Annotated in this window: 19 protein-coding genes and 1 pseudogene; 15 read left to right on the plus strand and 5 right to left on the minus strand. The window is 58.7% G+C overall.

Translation table 11 applies throughout. From position 1 onward, the window contains the following. Positions 1-149 precede the first annotated feature (149 nt). Together VSQ83_RS09070 and VSQ83_RS09075 are read right to left on the minus strand one after the other, a co-directional pair. Positions 150-1,394: a D-mannose isomerase gene (locus tag VSQ83_RS09070; RefSeq protein ID WP_326426131.1), complete on the minus strand. Its 1,245-nt coding sequence runs from the start codon at positions 1,392-1,394 to the stop codon at positions 150-152. Between the two features lie 92 nt (positions 1,395-1,486). Continuing rightward, positions 1,487-2,350, minus strand: coding sequence for a LysR family transcriptional regulator (locus tag VSQ83_RS09075; protein ID WP_219261332.1), 864 nt, complete (start codon positions 2,348-2,350; stop codon positions 1,487-1,489). Positions 2,351-2,585: 235 nt separating this feature from the next. Between VSQ83_RS09075 and VSQ83_RS09080 the strand changes: the two genes are divergently transcribed. From VSQ83_RS09080 to VSQ83_RS09100, 5 genes and pseudogenes are all read left to right on the plus strand, one after another. Continuing rightward, a complete protein-coding gene (locus VSQ83_RS09080) occupies positions 2,586-2,711 on the plus strand; it encodes a hypothetical protein (RefSeq protein ID WP_326426133.1) in 126 nt (41 codons plus the stop codon). After that, positions 2,708-3,088 (plus strand): hypothetical protein, encoded by a 381-nt coding sequence (locus tag VSQ83_RS09085; protein WP_326426135.1) that lies wholly within the window; start codon positions 2,708-2,710, stop codon positions 3,086-3,088. The genes VSQ83_RS09080 and VSQ83_RS09085 overlap by 4 nt, the downstream gene beginning before the upstream one ends. Continuing rightward, a pseudogene (locus VSQ83_RS09090) lies at positions 3,085-3,880 on the plus strand (hypothetical protein). Before VSQ83_RS09085 ends, VSQ83_RS09090 begins: the two are co-directional and overlap by 4 nt. A 177-nt stretch (positions 3,881-4,057) precedes the next feature. After that, the gene (locus tag VSQ83_RS09095) at positions 4,058-4,516 is read left to right on the plus strand and encodes a hypothetical protein (protein WP_326426137.1); all 459 of its coding nucleotides are present in this window, start codon (positions 4,058-4,060) and stop codon (positions 4,514-4,516) included. Next, positions 4,513-5,310, plus strand: coding sequence for a hypothetical protein (locus tag VSQ83_RS09100; RefSeq protein WP_326426140.1), 798 nt, complete (start codon positions 4,513-4,515; stop codon positions 5,308-5,310). The genes VSQ83_RS09095 and VSQ83_RS09100 overlap by 4 nt, the downstream gene beginning before the upstream one ends. 171 nt (positions 5,311-5,481) lie before the next feature. Here the strand turns inward: VSQ83_RS09100 and VSQ83_RS09105 are convergent, their stop codons facing one another. After that, complete coding sequence (locus VSQ83_RS09105) at positions 5,482-7,956, minus strand: TonB-dependent siderophore receptor (protein WP_219261335.1); 2,475 nt, start codon at positions 7,954-7,956, stop codon at positions 5,482-5,484. 318 nt (positions 7,957-8,274) lie between these two features. On the opposite strand from VSQ83_RS09105, the gene VSQ83_RS09110 reads away from it, so the two are divergent. Continuing rightward, a complete protein-coding gene (locus VSQ83_RS09110; RefSeq protein ID WP_326398183.1) occupies positions 8,275-9,141 on the plus strand; it encodes a pirin family protein in 867 nt (288 codons plus the stop codon). Positions 9,142-9,253: 112 nt separating this feature from the next. Here VSQ83_RS09110 and VSQ83_RS09115 read toward each other — a convergent pair whose 3' ends face one another. Next, entirely contained in the window at positions 9,254-10,435 is a 1,182-nt protein-coding gene (locus tag VSQ83_RS09115; protein WP_219261337.1) for an acetyl-CoA C-acyltransferase family protein, read from the minus strand. 39 nt (positions 10,436-10,474) lie between these two features. Then, complete coding sequence (locus VSQ83_RS09120) at positions 10,475-11,395, minus strand: LysR family transcriptional regulator (RefSeq protein ID WP_326426143.1); 921 nt, start codon at positions 11,393-11,395, stop codon at positions 10,475-10,477. Between the two features lie 133 nt (positions 11,396-11,528). Here VSQ83_RS09120 and leuC point away from each other — a divergent pair, with 133 nt between their 5' ends. The 9 genes from leuC (at position 11,529) to VSQ83_RS09165 (ending at position 22,196) form a co-directional block, all read left to right on the plus strand. After that, the gene (gene leuC, locus VSQ83_RS09125; RefSeq protein WP_219261339.1) at positions 11,529-12,947 is read left to right on the plus strand and encodes a 3-isopropylmalate dehydratase large subunit; all 1,419 of its coding nucleotides are present in this window, start codon (positions 11,529-11,531) and stop codon (positions 12,945-12,947) included. Between the two features lie 10 nt (positions 12,948-12,957). Further along, the gene (gene leuD, locus VSQ83_RS09130; RefSeq protein ID WP_133079415.1) at positions 12,958-13,602 is read left to right on the plus strand and encodes a 3-isopropylmalate dehydratase small subunit; all 645 of its coding nucleotides are present in this window, start codon (positions 12,958-12,960) and stop codon (positions 13,600-13,602) included. Between the two features lie 120 nt (positions 13,603-13,722). Beyond that, positions 13,723-14,490, plus strand: coding sequence for a class I SAM-dependent methyltransferase (locus VSQ83_RS09135; protein ID WP_133079414.1), 768 nt, complete (start codon positions 13,723-13,725; stop codon positions 14,488-14,490). 57 nt (positions 14,491-14,547) lie between these two features. Then, positions 14,548-15,630, plus strand: a complete 1,083-nt coding sequence (gene leuB / locus VSQ83_RS09140; RefSeq protein WP_133079413.1) for a 3-isopropylmalate dehydrogenase — start codon at positions 14,548-14,550, stop codon at positions 15,628-15,630. A gap of 68 nt (positions 15,631-15,698) precedes the next feature. Next, the gene (gene asd, locus VSQ83_RS09145) at positions 15,699-16,811 is read left to right on the plus strand and encodes an aspartate-semialdehyde dehydrogenase (protein ID WP_133079412.1); all 1,113 of its coding nucleotides are present in this window, start codon (positions 15,699-15,701) and stop codon (positions 16,809-16,811) included. Positions 16,812-17,014: 203 nt separating this feature from the next. Then, positions 17,015-18,025 carry an aspartate-semialdehyde dehydrogenase gene (locus VSQ83_RS09150; protein ID WP_326426148.1) on the plus strand — a complete coding sequence of 337 codons (1,011 nt, stop codon included), beginning with the start codon at positions 17,015-17,017 and terminating at the stop codon, positions 18,023-18,025. A gap of 129 nt (positions 18,026-18,154) precedes the next feature. After that, a complete protein-coding gene (locus VSQ83_RS09155; protein WP_326426150.1) occupies positions 18,155-20,581 on the plus strand; it encodes a FimV/HubP family polar landmark protein in 2,427 nt (808 codons plus the stop codon). 110 nt (positions 20,582-20,691) lie between these two features. Then, the gene (truA, locus tag VSQ83_RS09160; protein ID WP_133079419.1) at positions 20,692-21,516 is read left to right on the plus strand and encodes a tRNA pseudouridine(38-40) synthase TruA; all 825 of its coding nucleotides are present in this window, start codon (positions 20,692-20,694) and stop codon (positions 21,514-21,516) included. A gap of 56 nt (positions 21,517-21,572) precedes the next feature. After that, the gene (locus VSQ83_RS09165) at positions 21,573-22,196 is read left to right on the plus strand and encodes a phosphoribosylanthranilate isomerase (protein WP_133079409.1); all 624 of its coding nucleotides are present in this window, start codon (positions 21,573-21,575) and stop codon (positions 22,194-22,196) included. The last annotated feature ends 242 nt before the right edge of the window (positions 22,197-22,438 follow it).

Consider the following 22,438-nt stretch of genomic DNA (forward strand, 5'->3'; position numbering starts at 1 on the left):
TCGTGGCGAATCTGTAGTCGCTGCCGAGGAACGAAGGCTGCGATGCAGACGCCTAGATCTATCAGAGACATCGAAGCGTCTGCATTAGCGATCGCTTCGCGACTGGTCGCAGCCTCGCTTCGCTCCTCAGCGGCTACAGGCCGGTTTTTTCAGCGGCGCAATTTGAGTGCACTGGCCAGGCTGATGGCCAGCGGCAGGCGGGGCAGCAAGGTGGCCTGGTAAGCATGGTAAAGGTCCGGCTTGCCGGGCCAGATGTTTTCCGAAGGCTGGTTGTCGATCCCCAGTTCGTGGTGCCAGCTGCCGTTCACACGATCGATCATGTGCAGGTCGATATAGTCCCAGAACGCTTGATACCAGACTTCGTACTCATGCTCGTCGGTGCGTTGCAACAACGCTGCGGCCGCAGCTGCGGCTTCAGCGAGGGTCCAGTGCAGGCGTTCGCGCACCACTGGCTGGTTGTTCCAGTCCAGGGTGTAGACAATTCCGCTGCCGCCATCGGCATTCCAGCCATGTTTGCACGCGCTGTTGAACAGTTGGCGTGCGTCTTCGAGCAACCACTGGGGCGCCGACAAGCCGCGCTGTTTACGGGCTGCTTCCAGGTGCAGCAACAAACGCGCCCATTCAAAGGCGTGACCCGGGGTTTTACCAAAAGGACGAAAGCCATCTGCCGGGTTGTCGCGGTTGTAGTCGGGCAACGGTTGCCAGAGGGCATCGAAATGTTCGACGGGCAGGTAGTCGGACTGTGCGGCATGCTGGTGGATGACCCGCTCGGCAATGCACAAGGCACGATCGAGCCACAAGTCTTCGTCGAGCACATCGGCCAGGGCCAGAAAGACTTCGGTGCCATGCATGTTGCTGTTGGCCCCGCGATAGGCCTCGCAGTCACTCCAGTCGCTGGCAAAGCTTTCCAGCAAGGCGCCTTCTTCTTGCGACCAGAAATTGTTTTCGAGGATCTGCACGGCATCACCCAGCAGCTCGGCTGAGCCGCCCCGTCCGGCGACCGCTGCGGAACTGGCGGCCAAGGCTACAAAAGCATGGAGGTACGCGGCTTTGCGGGTATTGCCATCCTGGGCGTTGGGGGTGGCAAACCAGCCACCCCGCACCGCATCGCGCAGGGGGCCGGCCAGTGCTGCCAGGCCGTGGTCGATCAGCGGGGCGCAGCCGGGCAGGCCTTGAATATGGGCAAGGGCAAAGCTGTGCACCATGCGTGCCGTGGTGATGGTGTCAGCCGGGGCATCATCCGGTCGTCGTCCAAACCGGTCCAGTTGGGCGAAGCCAGATGGCACGCGCGCCGCCTTGGCGAAGTCCAGCAGTGACTGGCCCTGATCGCGCAGCCACTGTTGATGGGGTGCGCTGGTGAGCCAGCTTTCGTTGGTCCGGGTGAGGTCGGTCATGTGCCACCTGTAGTGTTCTTATTCGTTATTCAACGCTCGCAGACTAAGGGATCGGGCATAAAGCTGAAAGCTTTCATCTCAGGGTCACTGGCTTAAATTTCCGGCTCCCAGCGCTGCGACCAGTCGCTGTCTTGCTTGACGATCTCGCGCAACAGCGCGATGGCGTGTTGCAAGGCGGCGCAGTCCCTTTCCCGTGAGTACACGAGGTAAGTGGGGTAGCTGAATTCGGGGGCTTTCGGGACGCGTTCCAGCGCGCCGCTGTCCAGGTAGCTCTTGACCACCCGTGTGCGGAAATAGCCGCTGCCGCCGTTTTCCAGAATGTAATGCAGCGCCACCGGCCCCAGGTTGAAGCTGATGGCTGCCCGCGCCTTGTCGGGGAGGGCGGCATCATGCTGGCGGCGAAAGTCCTCGCCCCATTCGATGTACACATAGGGTTCGGGCTGCTCGGGACGGCGAATCTGGATCAGTTTTTCTTCCAGTAACTGCTCCACCTGTACCCCGGGCCAGTAGGCGGGTTGATAGACCAGTGCCGCGTCCAGCAGGCCCATTTCAACCTGGCGCAGCAACTGCTCGGCGTCGCTGATCTGTATGCGCAGGGCATGGGTGGTGAGGTGTTGGCGCAGGACTTTGGCCCAGTTCAGGATCAGCGGATTGCACAGGCTGACTTCACCGCCGATGTGCAGCAATTGATGCAGGCCTTCGGGTCGTGGCAGGTCTCGGCGGGCGGCTTCCCAGGTCTGCAGCAATTGATTGGCGTACACCACAAACGCCTCGCCCTCGGGGGTCAGCCTGGCGCCTGCGCGATTGCGAATAAACAGGGTCACGCCGAGCAGGCTTTCGAGCTTGTGCACCCGCGCGGTCACGGCAGTCTGGGTGACATGCAGTTTTTCGGCAGCGCCGACCAGGCTGCCGTAGCGAACGATTTCAAGAAAGGTGCGAGCCAGGTCGAGGTCCATAAACGCGCCAGTGAGCAAGGGGCGTTCAGTGTAAGGGAGAACAGGCTGCTGCTCACCTTCAAACCTCTGCGGAAGCAGGTTTCTGCATGTGCCGGAAAGGAAAACTCTCTCCTTCTTTAGGAAGCGTCTTACATTAATCAGTTTGCCGCCCTGCTAGCTTGGCGCCGCACTTTTGAGCCTGTTCAGGCTCAGGTATCGCAACTCCCCCTTTATCTCCCAGCTTAAGGACAAGCCTATGTTCGCGCCGGTCAATGCTGCGCATTTCACGTTACTGATCCCTTCTGTTTGCAACGACTTCAAGGTCCTGGCTTTTGATGGCGCTGAAACCATCAGCTGCTTCAACATTGGAGAGAGTGCATGAGTACCCTTGAGCAATGGTTGCAAGAGCAAACCCGGCAGGGACGGCACCGGTGCCATACACCTACGCCTGAAGAAAACTTCATGGGCATACAGTTCGACAATACGCGCCGTTACCTGGTCCGCGAACGCCTCGACACGCTGCTCGATCTGGCCCCAGAACAAGACATTGATGCCTGGCTACGGGGGCAACTCGACCTGGCCCATACCTGGGGCTGGCAGGCACCCGACAGCATTCACTTTTTGCTGATGCAAAGCTTGCAGGTGTCGGATTCCAACCCACCCAAAAACTGGCTACCCCGGTCAAACGAAACTCCGGCGATGCACTTTGACCGGGTTTATCAGCAAGCGCTTTATTGGCAGGGGGATGGCCCCGTATGAAACGCGTTATTCACAATTTAATTCTCGGCAGTTGCCTGGCCCTGACTGGCGGCTGCTCAGCCACAGGAAAGTCCGACACTTTTACCCTTACTGCCGACATGCCACCGGGTTTTGCCTATGTCGCGAAAGTGACCTACGTACCTGTCCCCGGTCAATCTTGCAACCTGGGCAGGTATAACAATGAAACAGCAGTTCAACCGCGAATGGTGGGCTGAATACAGGCCCGATGTAGAGATTGAAATACATAGCACCCGCAAAGGCTGTGAGTTGGTGCTGAATGGCATAGACCTTGAGATCAATGGGGTATACGGCAAAGATTTTGGTGACTCCGGTGGAGATTCCGGGTTTATCGCGGTGCGCGATTATCTCGACGCTCACCATAAGGGCACCTTCGATGCGGCTGGCGAAAGCCAGTTTTCGGGGCAGTGTCAGTGGTTATTTCGCACGATTGGCCCCAAGCGTTACATCACCAAAATACTTGACTGCAAAAACACCGATGCCCAGGGCAATGTCACCAAAGGTCGTCCGTTCGCCGCGTACACCCTTGATCAGCTACCAGGCAAAACCGTGAAACTGAAAATCAAGTTGGCCGATGAGGAAAGACCTTACATGAAGGACACCTGGGTCAAGGTGCCCGGTGGATGGAAACGCTGTATAGGAGACAATTTTGAAGACCAATATGCCTTTTGCTATGGCAATTACAAAGACTTCAGCACCTTCCGTATGCCGGATGGCCGCGACACCTGCACCATTTACCCCGGTTGTACCGAAAACAAGGAGGTGACCCCATGATCCTTGCACTGCCAGAACGTGACAGATCATCCATGGATGGCACAATTCACGCTTGCCCTTTACGGGAACACTCGACCAGTTTTCAGTTAGTGGACGAGTTCGGGGATGGACAACCTTATGCCGGGCTGACCTATCAGATCATCGACTACGAAGACATTATCTACACCGGCAAGCTGGATGCGACAGGCTCCGGGAAAGTGGAAAACCACTACTGCGGCGCTGATGTCGACACTGAGTTACAGCGACTTTGCCCAGCAGCCCATCGATCATCCGGTAGAAACCGACACAGTGAGCTTTCCGCTACAGCCGAGCATCGGCAATTGGTTTGCTGACGCGCTAGCAAAATTTGACGAGCTTTGGCAGGTCGATGCAGCGCAGGCTGGAGGAAAGGCGTATTACCCGTTGTATGAGGAGGTGCCGTACTCCAGACGCCTGGAGGTCGTGCCCTTCGACCCGGCACTCTACCCGCAGGTTAATAGCCCGAGCCTGGGGGAAAAGCAGGAAAATCCGGCGACTATTCACTGGCTTGATGATCGTGCATATGACGGTGGCACCGATACCCAAGCCTTCATCACTCACCATGATGCGCTGATTCTTCTTTCGACCCGGTGCCAAGCGTTCCATCGACATGGATGAATACGTCCACCCAGCGGGAGTACATGGCACAGGGTGTCGTTACCGTGCTGAACCCGGCTATCGGGGTGGCATCGCTGGTACTGGGCATGGTCAACATGACCGGTGAGCCCTACGCTCACCACGGCACACTGCGACACTTCATGCCGGTCTACTTTAACGCGGGCATCATGTCCTCGATCCTCTGGAAGCCGGGGTGCAGCACCATCAACGACCACGGTTGTGCCGTAGCGCTGAAGGCAACCGACGGCCTGCCCTCCCGTGGCTCATTCTTGCGACAAGTGATTGATAATGCCCACCACAAAATGGTCGTCAGCTACATTCCCAACTGCTGGGCCAGCCTGCGCCGCTGGCAGGCTGCTCAGGAGTCCAATCGCTCATTGGTGACTATTGATGAGTTTGAGCAGGTGGATGAGGCATTAACCAATGCCAAGCGGCAAGTACTCACCCTGGAGAGCCGCCTGGCGGCGAGCTCCGACAGATATGTCCGTCATCAAGCCGCGGCGATGGCCGCTCTTCAACAAGAGTTCCGCAACATAGAGATCACGCGCACGCGGCTGAGCGAGTTACGGGTTAGCCGTGTCAGTGAGGCCGATGTGTATGGCGTGTTCGCGGGACTACCCGAACTGACTGATGAGGATTTGCCTCGCTGGAAAGCTCATGCAGAGAACCGTAAGGAGGAACAACTGGCAATGGCTCCGCCAGCAGCCGACGATGATGAGCGGGCGATAGCAGCCATTATCGGAGTCCGCATTCCGGGAACACCCTTCAATTTCGATATTGATTCGTTTAGCTAGCTCGTTTGGGATATGGCTCTCGCGCTGCGTGTTGTGACTGAACGCTGAAAGCCGACGGCCCCAGCACGCGTCCGGCTGATCTGGAATGAGGGCAGGGCGTGAGATCCATTAACCCCATCGTTGAGTCGGTGAGGTTTATGGATCCCATATGAAGGGTTTACGGATAAGAGCTTAGAAGGTGTATTTGGAGGTCAGCATCAGGCTGCGAGGTTCGCCGTAGTAGGTGGTGCTGAAGTTGCCCAGGCCCGACAGGTATTTCTTGTCGAAGACGTTGTTGGCGTTGAGGTTGAACGACAGGTGTTCGTTGTACTCGTAGCGGGTCATCAGGTTGACTAGCGCAAAGCTTTGCTGCTCGATGATGTCGTAGTCTTCTTTGGCCGAGTTGTAGATCTTGCCGTAGAACGGGCTCTGCCAGTTCACGCCACCGCCCACGGTCACCTTGTTCATCACGCCCGGCAGGCGGTAGGTGGTAAACACCCGCGCCACGTTTTCCGGTTTGGTGGTTTCCAGCGGGTAGCCATAGACACGCTCCCCATCATCGGAGCGAGTTCTGGCGTAGGTGTAGCCTGCCATCAGGTTCCAGTCCGGCATCAGCTCACCGGACAACTCAAGTTCAATGCCGTTGGTGGTTGCACCATCCAGGGATTCAAAGATGCCCAGGTTGGTGTTTGCGTTTGTGCCCACCTGGATGGGTACATTTTTCTGTTCGGTACGGAACACCGCCGCACTGGCATTCAAGCGGCCATCGAAGTACTCGGCTTTGACGCCGAGTTCGTAGCTGTTGCCTTCAGTGGGCGCCAGAGTGGCGCCAGAACGGCTTTGCTCGGTGAGGGGTTTATAGATGGAGGTATAGCTGCCATACACCGAGTAGTTTTCATTGATGTCATACACCACGCCAGCGTAGGGCGTCACCTCGCCGTGTTGCTTGGCAGAGGTTTTGTTGTCCTGGAAGTTGCTGCTCTGCTGGTAATACCGGTAGGTGCTGTTGTACTGGAAGTCACTCAGGCGGCTGCCGAGGATAATCGACCAGTCGTCCGCGGGCTTGAAGCGTGCGGCGATGTAGGCGCTGTTCTGATTCTGGTTGGTTTCATATTTGCCGTTCTTCGGGAAGTCCGGCCGTGGGTAGTTGCCGTTCCAGTCAAAGATGCTTTCGGACAGCACACGATATTCGCTGCTGTCGAAGGTCGCCCCGGTCTGGCGGGAGGACTGGGACGTGGCGCCGACCACCAGTTCATGCTCGCGGCCAAACAGGGTAAACGGGCCGGTGGCATTGATATCGACAGTGTTTTGGACGCGATGGCCTTCCCAGTGACCCCAGTAGAAGGACATGCCGTCGCCTGTCACCGGATCAGGCAGGCCGCCACTGGCCGAGCCCAGCAGGGTGTCGTGGTCGTTGGTTTGCTGGGTCAGGCTGCCTTTGACTTTCCAGTCATTGGCAAAGCGGTGCTCCAGGGAGGCGAAGGTCGTCTGGATCTGAACGTCGCGACGGCTCCAGTCGGTGGCCGGGTTGAACGAGCGGCTGAAATCGGTCTTGGTGTAGTTGGAGTAGTAGTACGGGTTGCCGGTCCAGGACGAGCCGCGCGGCTTGATGTTCTGGTAGTCCATGCCAAAGGTGAGCAGGGTGTCGGGGGTGAGGTCGGCCTGGATGATGCCGTACATCACATCATTCTTTTTTGAATAGTGATCGCGGTACGAATCGGCATCCTGGTACACCGCCACCATGCGACCGCGCACACTGCCATCTTCATTCAGCGGCCCCGAAATATCGCCTTCGGTGCGGTAGTTGTCCCACGAACCTGCGCTGGCCGAGATCGAGGCCTTGAAGTCGCGGGTCGGCTTTTTGCGGATCAGGTTGACCGTGGCCGAAGGCTCGCCCGAGCCGGACAGCAGGCCGGTGGCACCCTTGACGATATCTACCCGGTCATACAGGGCCATGTCGACCTTGGTTGCGCCTTCATCGAACACCCCGTCATACAGCGTGTTGACACCGTCGTACTGGAAGTTGGTGATTGCATAGCCGCGGGCCGAGTACTCCATCCGGTCGCTGTCGTAGGCCTGGGTGGACACACCCGGCGCATTGCGCAGCACGTCACCGATACTTTGGGCGGCCTGGTCGTCCATCATCTGGCGGGTGACTACGGTCACGGTTTGCGGGGTCTCGCGCAATGAAAGGGCCAGTTTGGTCGAGCTGTTGCTGGCCCCGGTCGTGTATGAACGGGTGTCTTCGGTGGTCAGCGAGTCGCCCGGACCCTGGCCGGAAACAGTGGTCGCACCCAATTCCAGGCCTTTGCCTTGGGGGGCGCTCAGAATCACCGTGTCGCCATTGAGCTGATACGAAATGCCGCTGCCTTGCAGCAGTGACTCCAGAGCCTTGACCGGTTCGAGCGAGCCGGACACGGGGCGGGACGTGATGCCTTGAACCTGATCCGGGCTATACAGGATTTGCAGATTGGCTTGCTTGCCCAGTTCATTCAGCGCGCTGGCCAGGGATTGAGACGGAATATTCAAGGCCACCGGCGCCGCCTGGGCAATGGATGAACCCAGCAATACCGAGGCTACAAAGGCGCTGGACAGCAGGGTGCGGCGAACAGTCTGGCGCTGGGTAGCGATCGAAAGAGGGGTCCGGCTCAAGTTGGGTCGTTGCATCGCGTGCCTAGGCTCCGAAGTGGGGAATTTCTTTTTTGTTAATGGGAATAGTTATTAGACGCAGCGCGGTGGAGAAACCAGAAACAGGTTTTTCAAATAGTTGTGTTTAGCTGATGGCCACAGTCGGGGCCTTTGTGGGAGCGGGCTTGCTCGCGATGCAGGCGACTCGGTTTGCCTGATTGATGCCATCGCGAGCAAGCCCGCTCCCACAGTGCAATAGATTGTTCTGTTAGTGGGACGATTAGTGTCAAAAACACTGTCTAGTCTTATGGATGAATCGAATCTAAGCTTGTCCCCATGATTGACAGGAGGTGCAACATGAAAAAGATTCTGGGTGTGTACACAGCTCCCCGTCCCCATTGGGTCGGCGATGGCTTTCCGGTTCGCACGTTGTTTTCCTACGACAGCATGGGCAAATACATCAGCCCGTTCCTACTGCTTGATTACGCTGGGCCAGCCGAGTTCTCGCCAACCACAGAGCGTCGTGGTGTGGGTCAGCACCCCCATCGTGGTTTCGAAACCGTGACCATCGTCTACAAAGGCGAAGTTGAGCACCGTGATTCCACCGGTAACGGCGGGGTGATCGGCCCTGGTGATGTGCAATGGATGACCGCGGCCTCGGGGATCCTGCACGAGGAGTTTCATTCCGAGGCGTTTGCCCGCAGTGGCGGCCCGCTGGAAATGGTGCAGCTATGGGTCAACCTGCCGGCCAGGGACAAAATGTCGGCGCCGGGGTATCAGGGCATTGTGGACCGGGATATTCCTGATCTGGCGCTCAAGGACGATGCCGGTCGGTTGCGCCTGATTGCCGGTGAGTTCGATGGCACACGGGGCCCGGCGCGGACCTTCACCGATATCGACGTGTGGGACATCCGCCTGAACGCGGGCAAGTCGGCGACATTCGATGTGCATCAGGGGCGCAACACGGCGCTGGTGGTGTTGCACGGTGCGGTTGAGGTCAACGGTCAGGAAGTGGTGCGCGAAGGGCAGTTGGCGCTGTTCGAGCGTGACGGTTCGCAAGTCCGGCTTGAGGCCAATAACGATGCGGTGCTGCTGATCCTGAGTGGTGAGCCGATCGACGAACCGATCGTGGGGCATGGCCCGTTTGTGATGAACACGGATGCCGAGATCCAGCAGGCATTTGTTGACTTCCAGTCGGGCAAGTTTGGCCGTATGCCTGCGTAGTGCCATGCGACCTGTGGGAGCGGGCTTGCCCGCGATGGCATCGCCCTGGTTTACCTGACAGACCTCGGGGCCTGCATCGCGAGCAAGCCCGCTCCCACTCATGTACTAGGGTTCAAACCCGTTCGAAAATCACCGCGATGCCCTGGCCGCCGCCGATGCACATGGTTGCCAGGGCGTAACGGCCCTTGATCCGGTGCAGTTCATGGATGGCCTTGGTGGCGATGATCGCGCCGGTGGCGCCAACCGGGTGCCCCAGGGCGATCCCCGAGCCATTGGGGTTGACCTTGGCCGGGTCCATGTCCAGCTCCTGCATCACGGCGCAGGCTTGGGCGGCGAAGGCTATATTGGCTTCGATGACGTCCATGTCTTCAATGTTCAACCCCGCCCGTTTAAGCGCCAGGCGCGTTGCCGGAATCGGTCCAAGGCCCATCAATTCGGGTTCTACCCCGGCATGGGCATACGCCACCAGGCGGGCCATTGGTGTCAGGTTGCCAGCCTGTACCGCAGCGCCACTGGCCAACACCAGCGCCGCTGCACCGTCATTGAGCCCTGATGCGTTGCCTGCGGTCACGCTGCCGTCCTTCTTGAACGCAGGTTTCATCTGCGCCAGCTGTTCCAGGGTGGTGGCCCGCGGGTGTTCATCCTGACTGAACATCACGCTGCCCTTGCGGCTGCGTACCTCAACTGCGGCGATCTGACTGTCGAAGTACCCCTGGGCGATGGCGCGCGCTGCGCGCTGCTGGTCTTCAAATGCCAGGGCATCCTGGGTCTGGCGGCTGATGCTGTTGCGCTGGGCGATGTTCTCGGCGGTGACGCCCATATGAATACCGTGGAACGGGTCGTGCAGAATGCCGAGCATGTAATCGAGCATCTTCCCATCCCCCATGCGCGCCCCCCAACGGGCAGCAGGCAGCAGGTACGGGCCACGGCTCATGGCTTCGGCCCCGGCGCCAATGGCAAATTCGGCATCGCCGAGCATCAGGGTGTGGGCGGCCGAAATAATGGCCTGCAAGCCGGAACCGCAGAGGCGATTGACGTTATAGGCCGGGGTTTCTTTGGGGATCCCGGCATTGATCGCGGCGACTCGCGCCAGGTAGGCATCCTGGGGCTCGGTTGGAATCACGTTGCCCATCACCACGTGGCCGATGCGCTCGGGATCGACCTGGCTGCTCAGCAACGCAGCCTTTACGGCGGTGGTGGCCAGGTCGGCCAGAGGTACGTCCTTGAGTGCGCCACCAAACGTACCAATGGCCGTTCGCTGGGCGCTGAGGATGAAAATGTCAGGAGCTTGCATGGCGGATCCTTGTTGTTTTAGTGGGCCAAATGCGCCGGATTATTTCACGGGTCTGCTTAGTGGTGCGTCGTCCGTTTGAAGGGGCCGGGTGTCGACCTGGCTGTCCAGAAGGGTCATGAAGGCATGGGCCGCATTGGACAGGGTTCGCTCCGTATGCAGGATATAACCCAGCTGGCGCGTCAACTGGATGCCGGGCAAGGCAATCGATGCCACTTGCTCGTCGAGCATGGTGCGCGGCAGTACGCTCCAGGCCAGCCCGATGGAGACCATCATTTTGATGGTTTCCAGGTAGTTGGTGCTCATGGCGATATTGGGGGTAAGGCCCTGGGCTTCAAACAGGCGATGGACAATATGGTGGGTGAAGGTATTGCCGCCAGGGAACACCGCCGGATGACGCGCGATATCCGCCATGCTGACCGCCTTTTTCCGGGTCAGGCTGTGCTCGGGGGCGACCACGAAGTCCAGGGGATCATCCCAAACGGGGACGGCCCGAATCAGGGAGTGAGGTTCCGGTGCGAGGGTGATCACGGCCAGTTCGGCGCGGCCATGGAGAATTTCGTCATAGGCCACCTCTGAATCCAGGAACTGAATGTCCAGCGCGACTTTGGGATAAGTGCGGGTGAACTCGCGCAGCAAAGGCGGCAGACGGTGCAGGCCAATGTGATGGCTGGTGGCCAGAGTCAGACGCCCGCTGACCTCACCATTGAGGTTGTTCAGCGCCCTGCGGGTGTCATCCAGCACGTTGAGAATCTGATAGGCCCGTGGCAGTAATGCCCGTCCCGCCTCGGTCAGGCTGACCTCACGCCCCAGCCGGTCGAACAGCCTGAGCTTGAGTTGCTGCTCGATACTGGCGATGCGTTTACTGATGGCGGGCTGGGTCAGGAACAGCCGTTCGGCGGCCCCGGAAAAGCTGCCGGTTTCAGCAATGGCAATAAAGGCATTGAGATTCGCGAGATCCATCTATTCGAATTCCTGTTGGTTATCCAAAGCATGAAAATTATGAATTTGAGTTATTAACTGTAACCCCATAGGATCGACCTCACAAGCCAAGTGGTTATTGGCACAGAAAAGTAGCTGATGAGGAAACCGTCTGATGGCCGGCAAAACGCTCTACGACAAGCTCTGGGATTCGCATTTGGTCAAGCAGCGCGACGATGGATCGGCGCTGATCTATATCGACCGTCACATCATTCATGAAGTGACGTCGCCGCAGGCCTTTGAAGGTCTGCGTCTGGCCGGGCGCAAGCCTTGGCGCATCGATGCCAACATCGCCACCCCGGACCACAACGTACCGACCACGCCGGAACGCAAAGGCGGAATCGAAGCGATTGCTGACGAAGTTTCCCGTTTGCAGGTCCAGACCCTCGACGACAACTGCGACGAGTACGGCATTACCGAGTTCAAGATGAACGACGTGCGCCAGGGCATCGTTCACGTGATCGGCCCGGAGCAGGGCGCCACCTTGCCGGGCATGACCGTGGTCTGCGGCGACTCGCACACGTCGACCCACGGTGCATTCGGTGCATTGGCCCACGGCATCGGCACCTCCGAGGTTGAGCATGTGCTCGCCACGCAGTGTCTCGTCGCCAAGAAAATGAAGAACATGCTGGTGTCGGTCGAAGGGCAATTGCCGTTCGGCGTGACAGCCAAGGACATCGTACTGGCAGTGATCGGCAAGATCGGCACCGCAGGCGGCAATGGTCACGCCATCGAGTTTGCCGGCAGCGCGATCCGCGACTTGTCGGTTGAAGGCCGCATGACCATCTGCAACATGTCCATTGAAGCCGGTGCCCGCGTAGGCCTGGTAGCGGCGGATCAGAAGACGGTCGATTACGTGAAGGGTCGCCCGTTCTCTCCTAAAGGCGCCGAATGGGACATGGCAGTCGAAGCCTGGAAAGACCTGGTTTCCGACAGCGATGCAACCTTCGATACCGTGGTTGAACTCGACGCTGCCCAGATCAAGCCTCAAGTCAGCTGGGGTACTTCGCCCGAGATGGTATTGGCGGTTGATCAGAACGTGCCGGATCCGGCGCAGGAAGCCGACCTGGTCAAGCGCGGCTCGATCGAACGTGCGTTGAAGTACATGGGCTTGACGGCTAATCAGGCGATCACCGATATCCAGCTGGATCGCGTGTTTATCGGCTCGTGCACCAACTCTCGAATTGAAGACTTGCGTGCTGCAGCCGTGATTGCCAAAGGCCGTAAAGTGGCGTCCACCATCAAGCAGGCGATCGTGGTACCGGGCTCGGGCCTGGTCAAGGCCCAGGCTGAATCGGAAGGGCTGGACAAGATTTTCCTGGAGGCCGGTTTTGAATGGCGTGAGCCAGGTTGCTCGATGTGCCTGGCGATGAACCCGGATCGACTGGAGTCCGGCGAGCATTGCGCATCGACCTCCAACCGCAACTTCGAGGGCCGTCAGGGTGCCGGTGGCCGTACGCACCTGGTGAGCCCGGCAATGGCCGCCGCCGCCGCTGTGAACGGCCGTTTCATCGACGTCCGCGAATTGATCTAAGGAGCGCAGCATGAAAGCTTTTACTCAGCACACCGGTTTGGTCGCGCCTTTGGATCGAGCCAACGTGGACACGGACCAAATCATTCCCAAGCAGTTTTTGAAGTCGATCAAACGCACCGGCTTTGGTCCGAACCTGTTTGATGAATGGCGCTACCTGGATGTGGGGCAGCCTTATCAGGACAACTCCAAGCGTCCGCTGAACAAGGACTTTGTACTCAATGCCGAGCGTTATCAGGGCGCCAGTGTGTTGCTGGCCCGTGAAAACTTCGGTTGCGGCTCCAGCCGTGAGCACGCTCCCTGGGCGCTGGAAGAGTACGGTTTTCGCAGCATCATCGCGCCGAGTTATGCCGACATCTTCTTCAATAACAGCTTCAAGAATGGCTTGTTGCCGATCATTTTGAGCGACGCCGAAGTGGATGAACTGTTTGTCCAGGTCGAAGCCGAGCCGGGTTACCAGCTCAATATCGACCTTGAAGCACAAACCGTGACCCGTCCTGATGGCAAGGTCTTGAGCTTTGAGATCGATGCGTTTCGCAAGCATTGTTTGCTCAACGGCCTGGACGATATCGGTCTGACCTTGCAGGACGACGTAGCGATTGCCGCATTTGAAAGCAAGCACCGTGCAAGCCAGCCGTGGTTGTTCCGCGACGCATAACACGCCTTGGTAGTCGCTGCCGCAGGCTGCGAAGGGTTGCGTAGCAACCCGTTTTCTGGAATCTCCGCGACCCCTATCGCAGCCTGCGGCAGCGACTACAGATTCAACAAGGACATCAACATGACCAGCACCGCCCAGCACACCCAGGTTGTACAAAAGCAGTTCGGCGAACAGGCGTCGGCCTATCTGAGCAGCGCCGTGCACGCGCAAGGCACTGAGTTCGGCCTGCTAAAGGCTGAGCTGGCTGACAAACCGCAGGCGCGGGTGCTGGACCTGGGGTGTGGTGCGGGTCATGTGAGCTTTCACGTTGCAGCACTGGTCAAGGACGTCGTGGCCTACGACCTGTCGCAGCCAATGCTCGATGTGGTCAGTGCAGCGGCAACCGATCGCGGACTGGGCAACATCACCACCGTGTGCGGTGCGGCCGAGCGCCTGCCTTTTGCCGACGGTGAATTCGATTACGTACTCAGCCGTTATTCGACCCATCACTGGAACGACGTCGGCCTGGCCCTGCGCGAAGTTCGCCGGGTACTCAAGCCCGGTGGTGTAGCGGTGTTTATTGATGTGATGTCTCCGGGCAGTGCGTTGCTGGACACTTACCTGCAAGCGGTCGAGGTGCTGCGCGATACCAGCCATGTGCGCAACTACTCGGCGGGCGAATGGCTGCGTCAGGTCAGTGAAGCCGGTTTGCATACGCGCAGCACACAGCGTCAGCGTTTGCGTTTAGAGTTCAGCTCCTGGATCGAGCGCATGCGCACGCCGCAGGTCATGAGCGCGGCCATTCGCCAACTGCAGCAGGCGATGGGCAGCGAGGTTCGCGAGTATTTCGAGATTGAAGCCGATGGCACGTTCAGCACCGATGTGCTGGTGCTGTGGGCCGAGAAGTAACCCCAATATTTCAGGATGCGCCTGCGGGGGCATCAACAGACAAGAAAAGAGGAACCCATGAGCAAGCAGATTCTGATTCTCCCAGGCGACGGTATCGGTCCGGAAATCATGGCCGAAGCGGTCAAGGTGCTGGCATTGGCCAACGACAAGTTCAACCTGAACTTTGAACTGACCCACGACGTGATCGGCGGTGCTGCCATCGACAAGCATGGCGTGCCGCTGGCCGACGAGACCCTGGAACGCGCCCGTGCTGCGGACGCTGTACTGCTGGGCGCCGTGGGTGGCCCTAAATGGGACAAGATCGAACGCGACATTCGTCCTGAGCGCGGCCTGCTGAAAATCCGTGCCCAATTGGGCCTGTTCGGAAACCTGCGTCCGGCCATCCTGTACCCGCAGCTGGCGGATGCTTCAAGCCTCAAGCCTGAAATCGTCGCGGGCCTGGATATCCTGATCGTTCGCGAACTGACTGGCGGCATTTATTTCGGCGCGCCACGTGGCACCCGCGAACTGGAAAACGGCGAGCGTCAGGCCTATGACACGCTGCCGTACAGCGAAAGTGAAATCCGTCGCATCGCCCGTGTCGGTTTCGACATGGCCCGTGTTCGCGGCAAAAAGCTGTGCTCGGTAGACAAGGCCAACGTGCTGGCTTCCAGCCAACTGTGGCGTGAAGTGGTCGAGCAAGTGGCCAAGGACTACCCGGACGTTGAACTGAGCCACATGTACGTCGACAACGCTGCCATGCAGCTGGTGCGTGCGCCCAAGCAATTTGACGTGATCGTGACCGAGAACATGTTCGGCGACATCCTGTCCGATCAGGCCTCGATGCTCACAGGCTCGATTGGCATGCTGCCGTCGGCGTCCCTGGATACCAACAATAAAGGCATGTACGAGCCGTGCCACGGTTCGGCGCCGGACATCGCGGGGCAGGGCATTGCCAACCCGCTGGCAACCATTTTGTCGGTCTCGATGATGCTGCGTTACAGCTTCAATCAGAGTGCTGCGGCCGATGCCATTGAGCAGGCGGTGAGCCTGGTTCTGGATCAGGGTTTGCGTACCGGTGACATCTGGTCGGCGGGTTGCACCAAGGTTGGAACACAGGAAATGGGCGATGCAGTAGTCGCCGCGCTACAGAATCTGTAATCTCTCTGGCCCGTTACTTCCTGTTGGTGGAAGTAACGACCCCACTTTTTGTTAAAGGTGTCGTTGTGATGAAGCGTGTAGGTCTGGTCGGTTGGCGCGGTATGGTTGGTTCCGTACTCATGCAGCGGATGCTGGAAGAGCAGGATTTCGATCTTATTGAGCCCGTGTTTTTTACTACCTCCAATGTCGGTGGACAAGGTCCGTCCGTGGGCAAAGAGATTGCCCCGCTCAAGGATGCTTACAACATTGAAGAGTTGAAAACCCTCGATGTGATTCTGACCTGCCAGGGCGGCGACTACACCACCGAGGTGTTCCCCAAGCTGCGTGAGGCGGGTTGGCAAGGTTACTGGATCGATGCGGCTTCGAGCCTGCGGATGCAGGATGACGCGGTCATTATTCTGGACCCGGTCAACCGCAAGGTGATCGACCAGCAACTGGATGCGGGCACCAAGAACTACATCGGCGGCAACTGCACCGTCAGCCTGATGCTCATGGGCCTGGGCGGCCTGTTCGAAGCGGGTCTGGTGGAATGGATGAGTGCCATGACCTACCAGGCGGCCTCGGGCGCCGGCGCGCAGAACATGCGTGAGCTGATCAAGCAAATGGGCGCGACCCATGCTGCGGTCGCAGATCAACTGGCTGATCCGGCCAGCGCCATCCTCGACATTGACCGTCGTGTTGCGCAAGCCATGCGCAGTGATGCGTACCCGACCGAGAACTTCGGCGTGCCACTGGCCGGCAGCTTGATCCCGTGGATCGATAAAGAGCTGCCAAACGGTCAGAGCCGCGAAGAATGGAAGGCGCAGGCTGAAACCAACAAGATCCTGGGGCGCTTCAAGAACCCGGTTCCGGTGGACGGTATTTGCGTGCGTATCGGTGCAATGCGTTGCCACAGCCAGGCATTGACCATCAAGCTGAACAAGGATGTGCCGATTGCTGATATCGAAGACCTGATCAGCCAGCACAACCCGTGGGTCAAGCTGGTGCCGAATCAGCGTGAAGCCAGTATTCAGGAGCTGAGCCCGACCAAGGTGACAGGTACCCTGAATGTACCGGTTGGCCGTCTGCGCAAGCTGAACATGGGTTCGCAATTCCTCGGTGCTTTCACCGTAGGCGACCAGTTGCTGTGGGGTGCGGCTGAGCCGTTGCGTCGCATGCTGCGGATCTTGCTGGAGCGTTAATGCTTCCTGGCAAGTAAAAGGCCCGCCTCTCGCAAGAGTGGCGGGTTTTTTATTGGGCAGGACATGAGAACTCCGTGCATCTGTAGCCTTGCTCAAGCCCGCTCCCGCAGTCAACTTGGCAGGATCAAATATGTCGGTTGCGTTGCCTGTCGCAGTTGCGACCGGTAAAGTGCCGCTCCCCACGTTTCGCCTGAGGTAGACACATGAGCCAGTCCTTTGATATCGCCGTTGTTGGCGCCACCGGCACCGTCGGCGAAACCATCGTACAGATCCTGGAAGAACGGGATTTCCCGGTTGCGGATTTGCACCTGCTGGCCAGCAGTGAGTCAGTTGGGCATTCGGTGCCTTTTCGCGGCAAGAACGTGAGAGTGCGCGAAGTCGACGAGTTCGATTTCAGCAAGGTTCAGTTGGCTTTCTTTGCCGCAGGGCCTGGCGTGACCTTGAGCTTTGCCGCCAAAGCCAGCGCAGCCGGCTGCATTGTGATCGATTTGTCAGGTGCACTGCCTTCGGCTCAAGCGCCTCACGTGGTGCCTGAGGCGAATGCGCCGGTTCTGGCAACGTTGCAAAAGCCTGTGCAGGTCAGCAGCCCGAGCCCTTCGGCCACCGCCCTGGCAGTAGCCCTGGCCCCGTTGCGCGGCTTGCTGGACATTCAACAGGTGAGTGTGACTGCGTGCCTGGCAGTGTCTGCCCAGGGGCGTGAAGCGGTTTCCGAGTTGGCGCGCCAAACCACGGCGTTGCTGAATCTGCATCCGCTGGAAACAAGCTTTTTTGATCGCCAGATGGCGTTCAACCTGCTGGCGCAAGTCGGCAAACCAGATGCCCAGGGCCATGTTCCGCTGGAAAAACGCCTGGTGACGGAGTTGCGCGAAGTCTTGGGCATGCCAGCACTGAAAATTTCGGTCACATGCATTCAAGCGCCGGTGTTTTTTGGCGATAGCTTTAGTGTGTCCTTGCAACTGGCCGGGCCGGTGGATCTGGCCGGGGTCAATGCGGCGCTCGAAGCTGGCGATTGTATCGAGCTGGTTGAAGAGGGCGACTACCCTACAGCCGTAGGGGACGCGGTGGGTCAGGACGTGGTGTATGTCGGTCGTGTCCGTCACGGTGTGGACGACACTTCGCAGCTCAATCTGTGGCTGACCTCGGACAACGTGCGCAAGGGTGCTGCGTTGAACGCCGTACAGTTGGCTGAGTTGTTGATAAAAGACCTGCTGTAAAAGATACTTGGCGCCAATTTGTAGCAGGTTGTCACAGGGTTCCAGCGCCGGTCGTCGCAGTCAGGTTGCTTTCAGGCAGCAGCTCTACAGGTCTCGCGGGACGAGGCCTGTACCAATAAGGAAGAGGCTATGGTTCAGGTTCGCAAATTAGTGTTAGCAATCGCCGCCGCTTCGGCGCTGTCATCCGGTATGGCACACGCGCTCGGGCTCGGGGAGCTGACGCTCAAGTCGACCCAGAACCAGCCATTGCTTGCAGAAATCGAGCTGCTGGACGTCAAGGATCTGACCGCAGCGCAAGTGGTGCCGAGCCTGGCTCCCGAGCAGGAGTTCAGCAAGGCAGGGGTGCCGCGTCCGGCATTTCTGGATGATCTGCGTTTTACTCCGGTGATCAACGCGGATGGCAAGAGCGTATTGCGCGTCACTTCCAGTCAGCCTTTGTCCGAACCTTTCGTAAAATTCCTGGTGCAGGTGATGTGGCCTAACGGCCGTTTGATGCGCGACTACAGCGTGTTGCTCGACCCTGCAAAGTTCTCGCCTCAGACCGCAGCGGCGGCATCAACCTCTGCGCCTGACTCTGCGCAACCAGCGCATTACACGACATCGGCCCGTGACACCTTGTGGGAAATCGCGGCCAAGGCACGCAATGGCGGCTCGGTGCAGCAGACCATGCTGGCGATTCAGGCCCTGAACCCTGATGCCTTCATCAACGGTAATATCAACCGCCTTAAAACCGGTCAGGTGCTGCGCTTGCCGGACGCGGGTCAAAGCGTCCAGTTGCCCCAGGCCAAGGCTGTCAACGAAGTGGCCTCGCAAAATGCCGATTGGCGCAATGGCCGTCGCACGGTGCCGCTGGCTCAGCAGCTGGATGCAACCGGTCGCAAGCCTGAATCGACATCTCCTGCCAAGGCTGTGGCGCGGGACGGTTTGAGCCTGGTGTCGGGCCAGGCGGGCAAGGCGGCAGGCAAGGGTGTTGCAGGGGACGCCAGCAATGTGAGCGACAAGCTGGCAATGACCCAGGAGGGGCTGGACACCAGTCGCCGTGAAAATGCCGAGCTGCAAAGCCGGATGAAAGATTTGCAAAGCCAGTTGGACAAGCTTCAGCGTTTGATCGTGTTGAAGAATGATCAGTTGGCCAAGCTTGAAGCCGAAAAAGCGCTGCCTGCCGACCCAGCGGCGGCGATACCGGCACAAATCGTCGCCCAGGCGGCGGACGCGCCTGAAGCGGATATAGCCCCGGCGCTTGAGGGTGTACCCGCTACCGCAGTCCCACCAAGCCCTGTTGGAAGCACTGCACCGCCAAGCGCGGAGCGAAAAATCCAGGATCTGCTGGCAAGCCCGATGTTGCTTGGGCTGATGGGTGGCGGGGCGGTGTTGTTGCTGCTCCTTCTTCTCTTGATGGCGCGTCGGCGTAAAGCGCTGCAGGCAGCCGAAAAGCATGCGCGGATGGCTCGGGAACTCGAAGTGGAGTCCGATTTTTCAGTTGATCTGGACATGCCGCAGAGCAGTTTTGAAGGGTTGGAGACTCCATCGCGCAGCGTCAGGCTCGAGCCGGCACCGGCACCGGCACCGGCACCGGCACCGGCACCGGCACCGGCACCGGCACCAGTGTCAGTGCCTGAAGCTGAAGTGATAGCGCCCGTGATTGCCCTCGTGTCGTTGGCCAAACCTGCTGCTGATGTACTGGAACAGGCGGAGCAACTGATCGAGCAACGTCAGTTGCGTGAAGCCGCAGCGCTGCTCAAGGCATCGATCGATCAGGCTCCGCAGCGCAGTGATTTGCGTCTCAAGCTGATGCAGGTTTATGGCGAGCTGGGTGAGCGTGAAGCCTTTGTCGCCCAAGAGCGCCAGTTGGTTGCCAATGGCAAGAACCACGCCGAGGTCGAGCAGCTTAAAAAGCGCTATCCGGGCATGCTGGTGGCTGCGGCGGCGGGCATCGCCACGGCGGCCGTGGCAACGCAACTTCAAGCACAATTCGTCCAGGAGATGATGCGTGACGATCGCGAGGTAGAGTCCGAGCCTGTGACTGCTCCTCCTGTAGATGAGTTTGACCACGATTTCGACCTGAGCCTCGACGAGCTTGAGGCCGCGTCACCTGCGGTGGTGTCTGCCGATCTGCCGGGCAAGGACAAGCCTGCAGTCGACAGTTTTGAAGCGGTTCTTGAACAACAGGCTGAAGCTCAGGCTGCCCGTGAAGAGCTCTCGGACTTTGATCTGGGCCTGCCGGCGGATTTCGACTTGTCCCTGGCGGATGAAAGCGCCCCGGCGAGTGTTGAGCCTGACAGCTTTTCTCTGGAGCTGGACAAGGTCAATGCCGAGTTGCATCGACTGTCCCAAAGCCTTGAGCAGTCAACCCTGGCTGAGCCTTTTGCCGATGATGAGCCCGAGTTCGACTTCCTGTCGGGCGCCGACGAAACCGCCACCAAGCTCGATCTGGCCCAGGCCTATATCGACATGGGCGATGACGAAGGTGCGCGGGATATCTTGACTGAAGTCATGGAGGAGGGTAATGCCCAGCAGCAGGCTGAAGCCCTGGAAATGCTGGCGCGGTTGACCTGATTGGGTGAAATGTTTCATGGCGTCTTGCCGGGTGCGCCTTATAATGGCCACCTTTGCGTTTATGAGCAGGCTGTAAGTCCTTGGCAAATATAGATAACCCAGCCGCTGAAATGGCTGCCGACGGTTTTTTCCGAATCGCGCTTGGCGTGGAATACAAAGGCTCGCGCTACAGCGGCTGGCAGCGTCAGGCCAATGGTGTGCTGACTGTCCAGGAAACCCTGGAAAACGCCTTGTCAAAGGTCGCGGCCTCTCCGGTTTCGTTGATGTGCGCCGGGCGAACAGACGCCGGTGTGCATGCCTGCGGGCAAGTCGTGCACTTTGATACCCAGGCCGAGCGCTCGTTGAAAGCCTGGGTCATGGGCGCCAATATCAACTTGCCCCATGACATCAGTGTCAGTTGGGCGAAGGTCATGCCTGCGGATTTTCATGCGCGCTTCAAGGCCATTGCCAGGCGCTACCGCTATGTGATCTACAACGACCAGATCCGCCCCGCGCACTTGAATCAGGAAATCACCTGGAATCATCGTCCGCTGGACGTAGAGCGCATGGCCGAGGCTGCCCAGTACTTGTTGGGTGTGCATGACTTCAGTGCGTTTCGCGCCGGTCAATGCCAGGCCAAGTCCCCGATCAAGGAAATGCACCATTTGCGCGTGACCCGTCACGGGCGAATGATCGTACTGGATATTCGCGCCAGTGCATTTCTGCATCACATGGTGCGCAACATTGCCGGTGTGCTGATGACCATCGGTACGGGAGAGCGCCCGGTAGAGTGGATCAAGGAAGTACTGGAGAGTCGAACCCGTCGCTCGGGTGGTGTGACGGCACATCCTTATGGCTTGTATCTGGTGCAAGTTGAATACCGCGATGAGTTTCAATTGCCGGAACGTTACATAGGCCCACATTTCTTGACCGGTTTTACCGAACTGGACGGCTGACGCCCGGATAAGCATTTGTTACCATCCGGGGCTTTCGCGTTCGGGGTGTTATCGAGATGTCCGTTGTTCGCAGCAAGATCTGCGGTATTACCCGCATAGAAGACGCTCTGGCTGCGGTCGAGGCCGGAGCTGACGCCTTGGGTTTTGTGTTTTACGCAAAAAGCCCCCGTGCCGTAACGGCGTTGCAAGCGCGAGCCATCATTGCGGCCCTGCCACCTTTTGTGACGACGGTCGGGTTGTTCGTCAATGCCAGTGCCTGTGAGCTCAACGAAACCCTGGATGCCGTACCGCTTGATTTGCTGCAGTTTCATGGCGATGAGACCCCGGAGCAGTGTCAGGGTTATCACCGTCCTTATATCAAGGCATTGCGCGTAAAGGCCGGTGATGACATCGCCGGTGCCTGCAACGCGTATGCAGGCGCCAGCGGTATTTTGCTCGATGCCTATGTCGAAGGTGTGCCCGGTGGAACCGGTCAGGCGTTTGACTGGTCTTTGATACCGCAGGGTCTGAGCAAGCCGATTATTTTGGCGGGTGGCCTCACGGTCGAGAACGTTGCAGGTGCCATTGCTCAGGTGCGTCCTTATGCCGTTGATGTCAGTGGCGGAGTAGAAAAGAGCAAGGGCATCAAGGATCACGACAAGATTCGCGCCTTTATGCAGGCAGTGCGTGTAACAAACTGATGCCCGATGTGACGGCTGGCAGTCTGCCGCCGTCCATCATTACCGTTCTGCAAAGCAGGCGGGCCCGGTGGTTTGACGGGCAGAAATTAAAGTGGCGGCCGCTCTGGGGCGTGCTGTCGGGAGGCTGAGGGTTGCAGGGTTTCGCTGGTTTGCCGTGTGCTGACCGCAGTTCCTGCAATCATCGCCACACACCTAATGAATTTAGCTCAAGGGCATACACGGGGCCTGAACTCAACTGTTCT

The sequence above is a fragment of the Pseudomonas sp. DSV-1 genome, assembly GCF_035830915.1.
In the GTDB taxonomy this organism is placed as follows: Bacteria; Pseudomonadota; Gammaproteobacteria; order Pseudomonadales; family Pseudomonadaceae; genus Aquipseudomonas.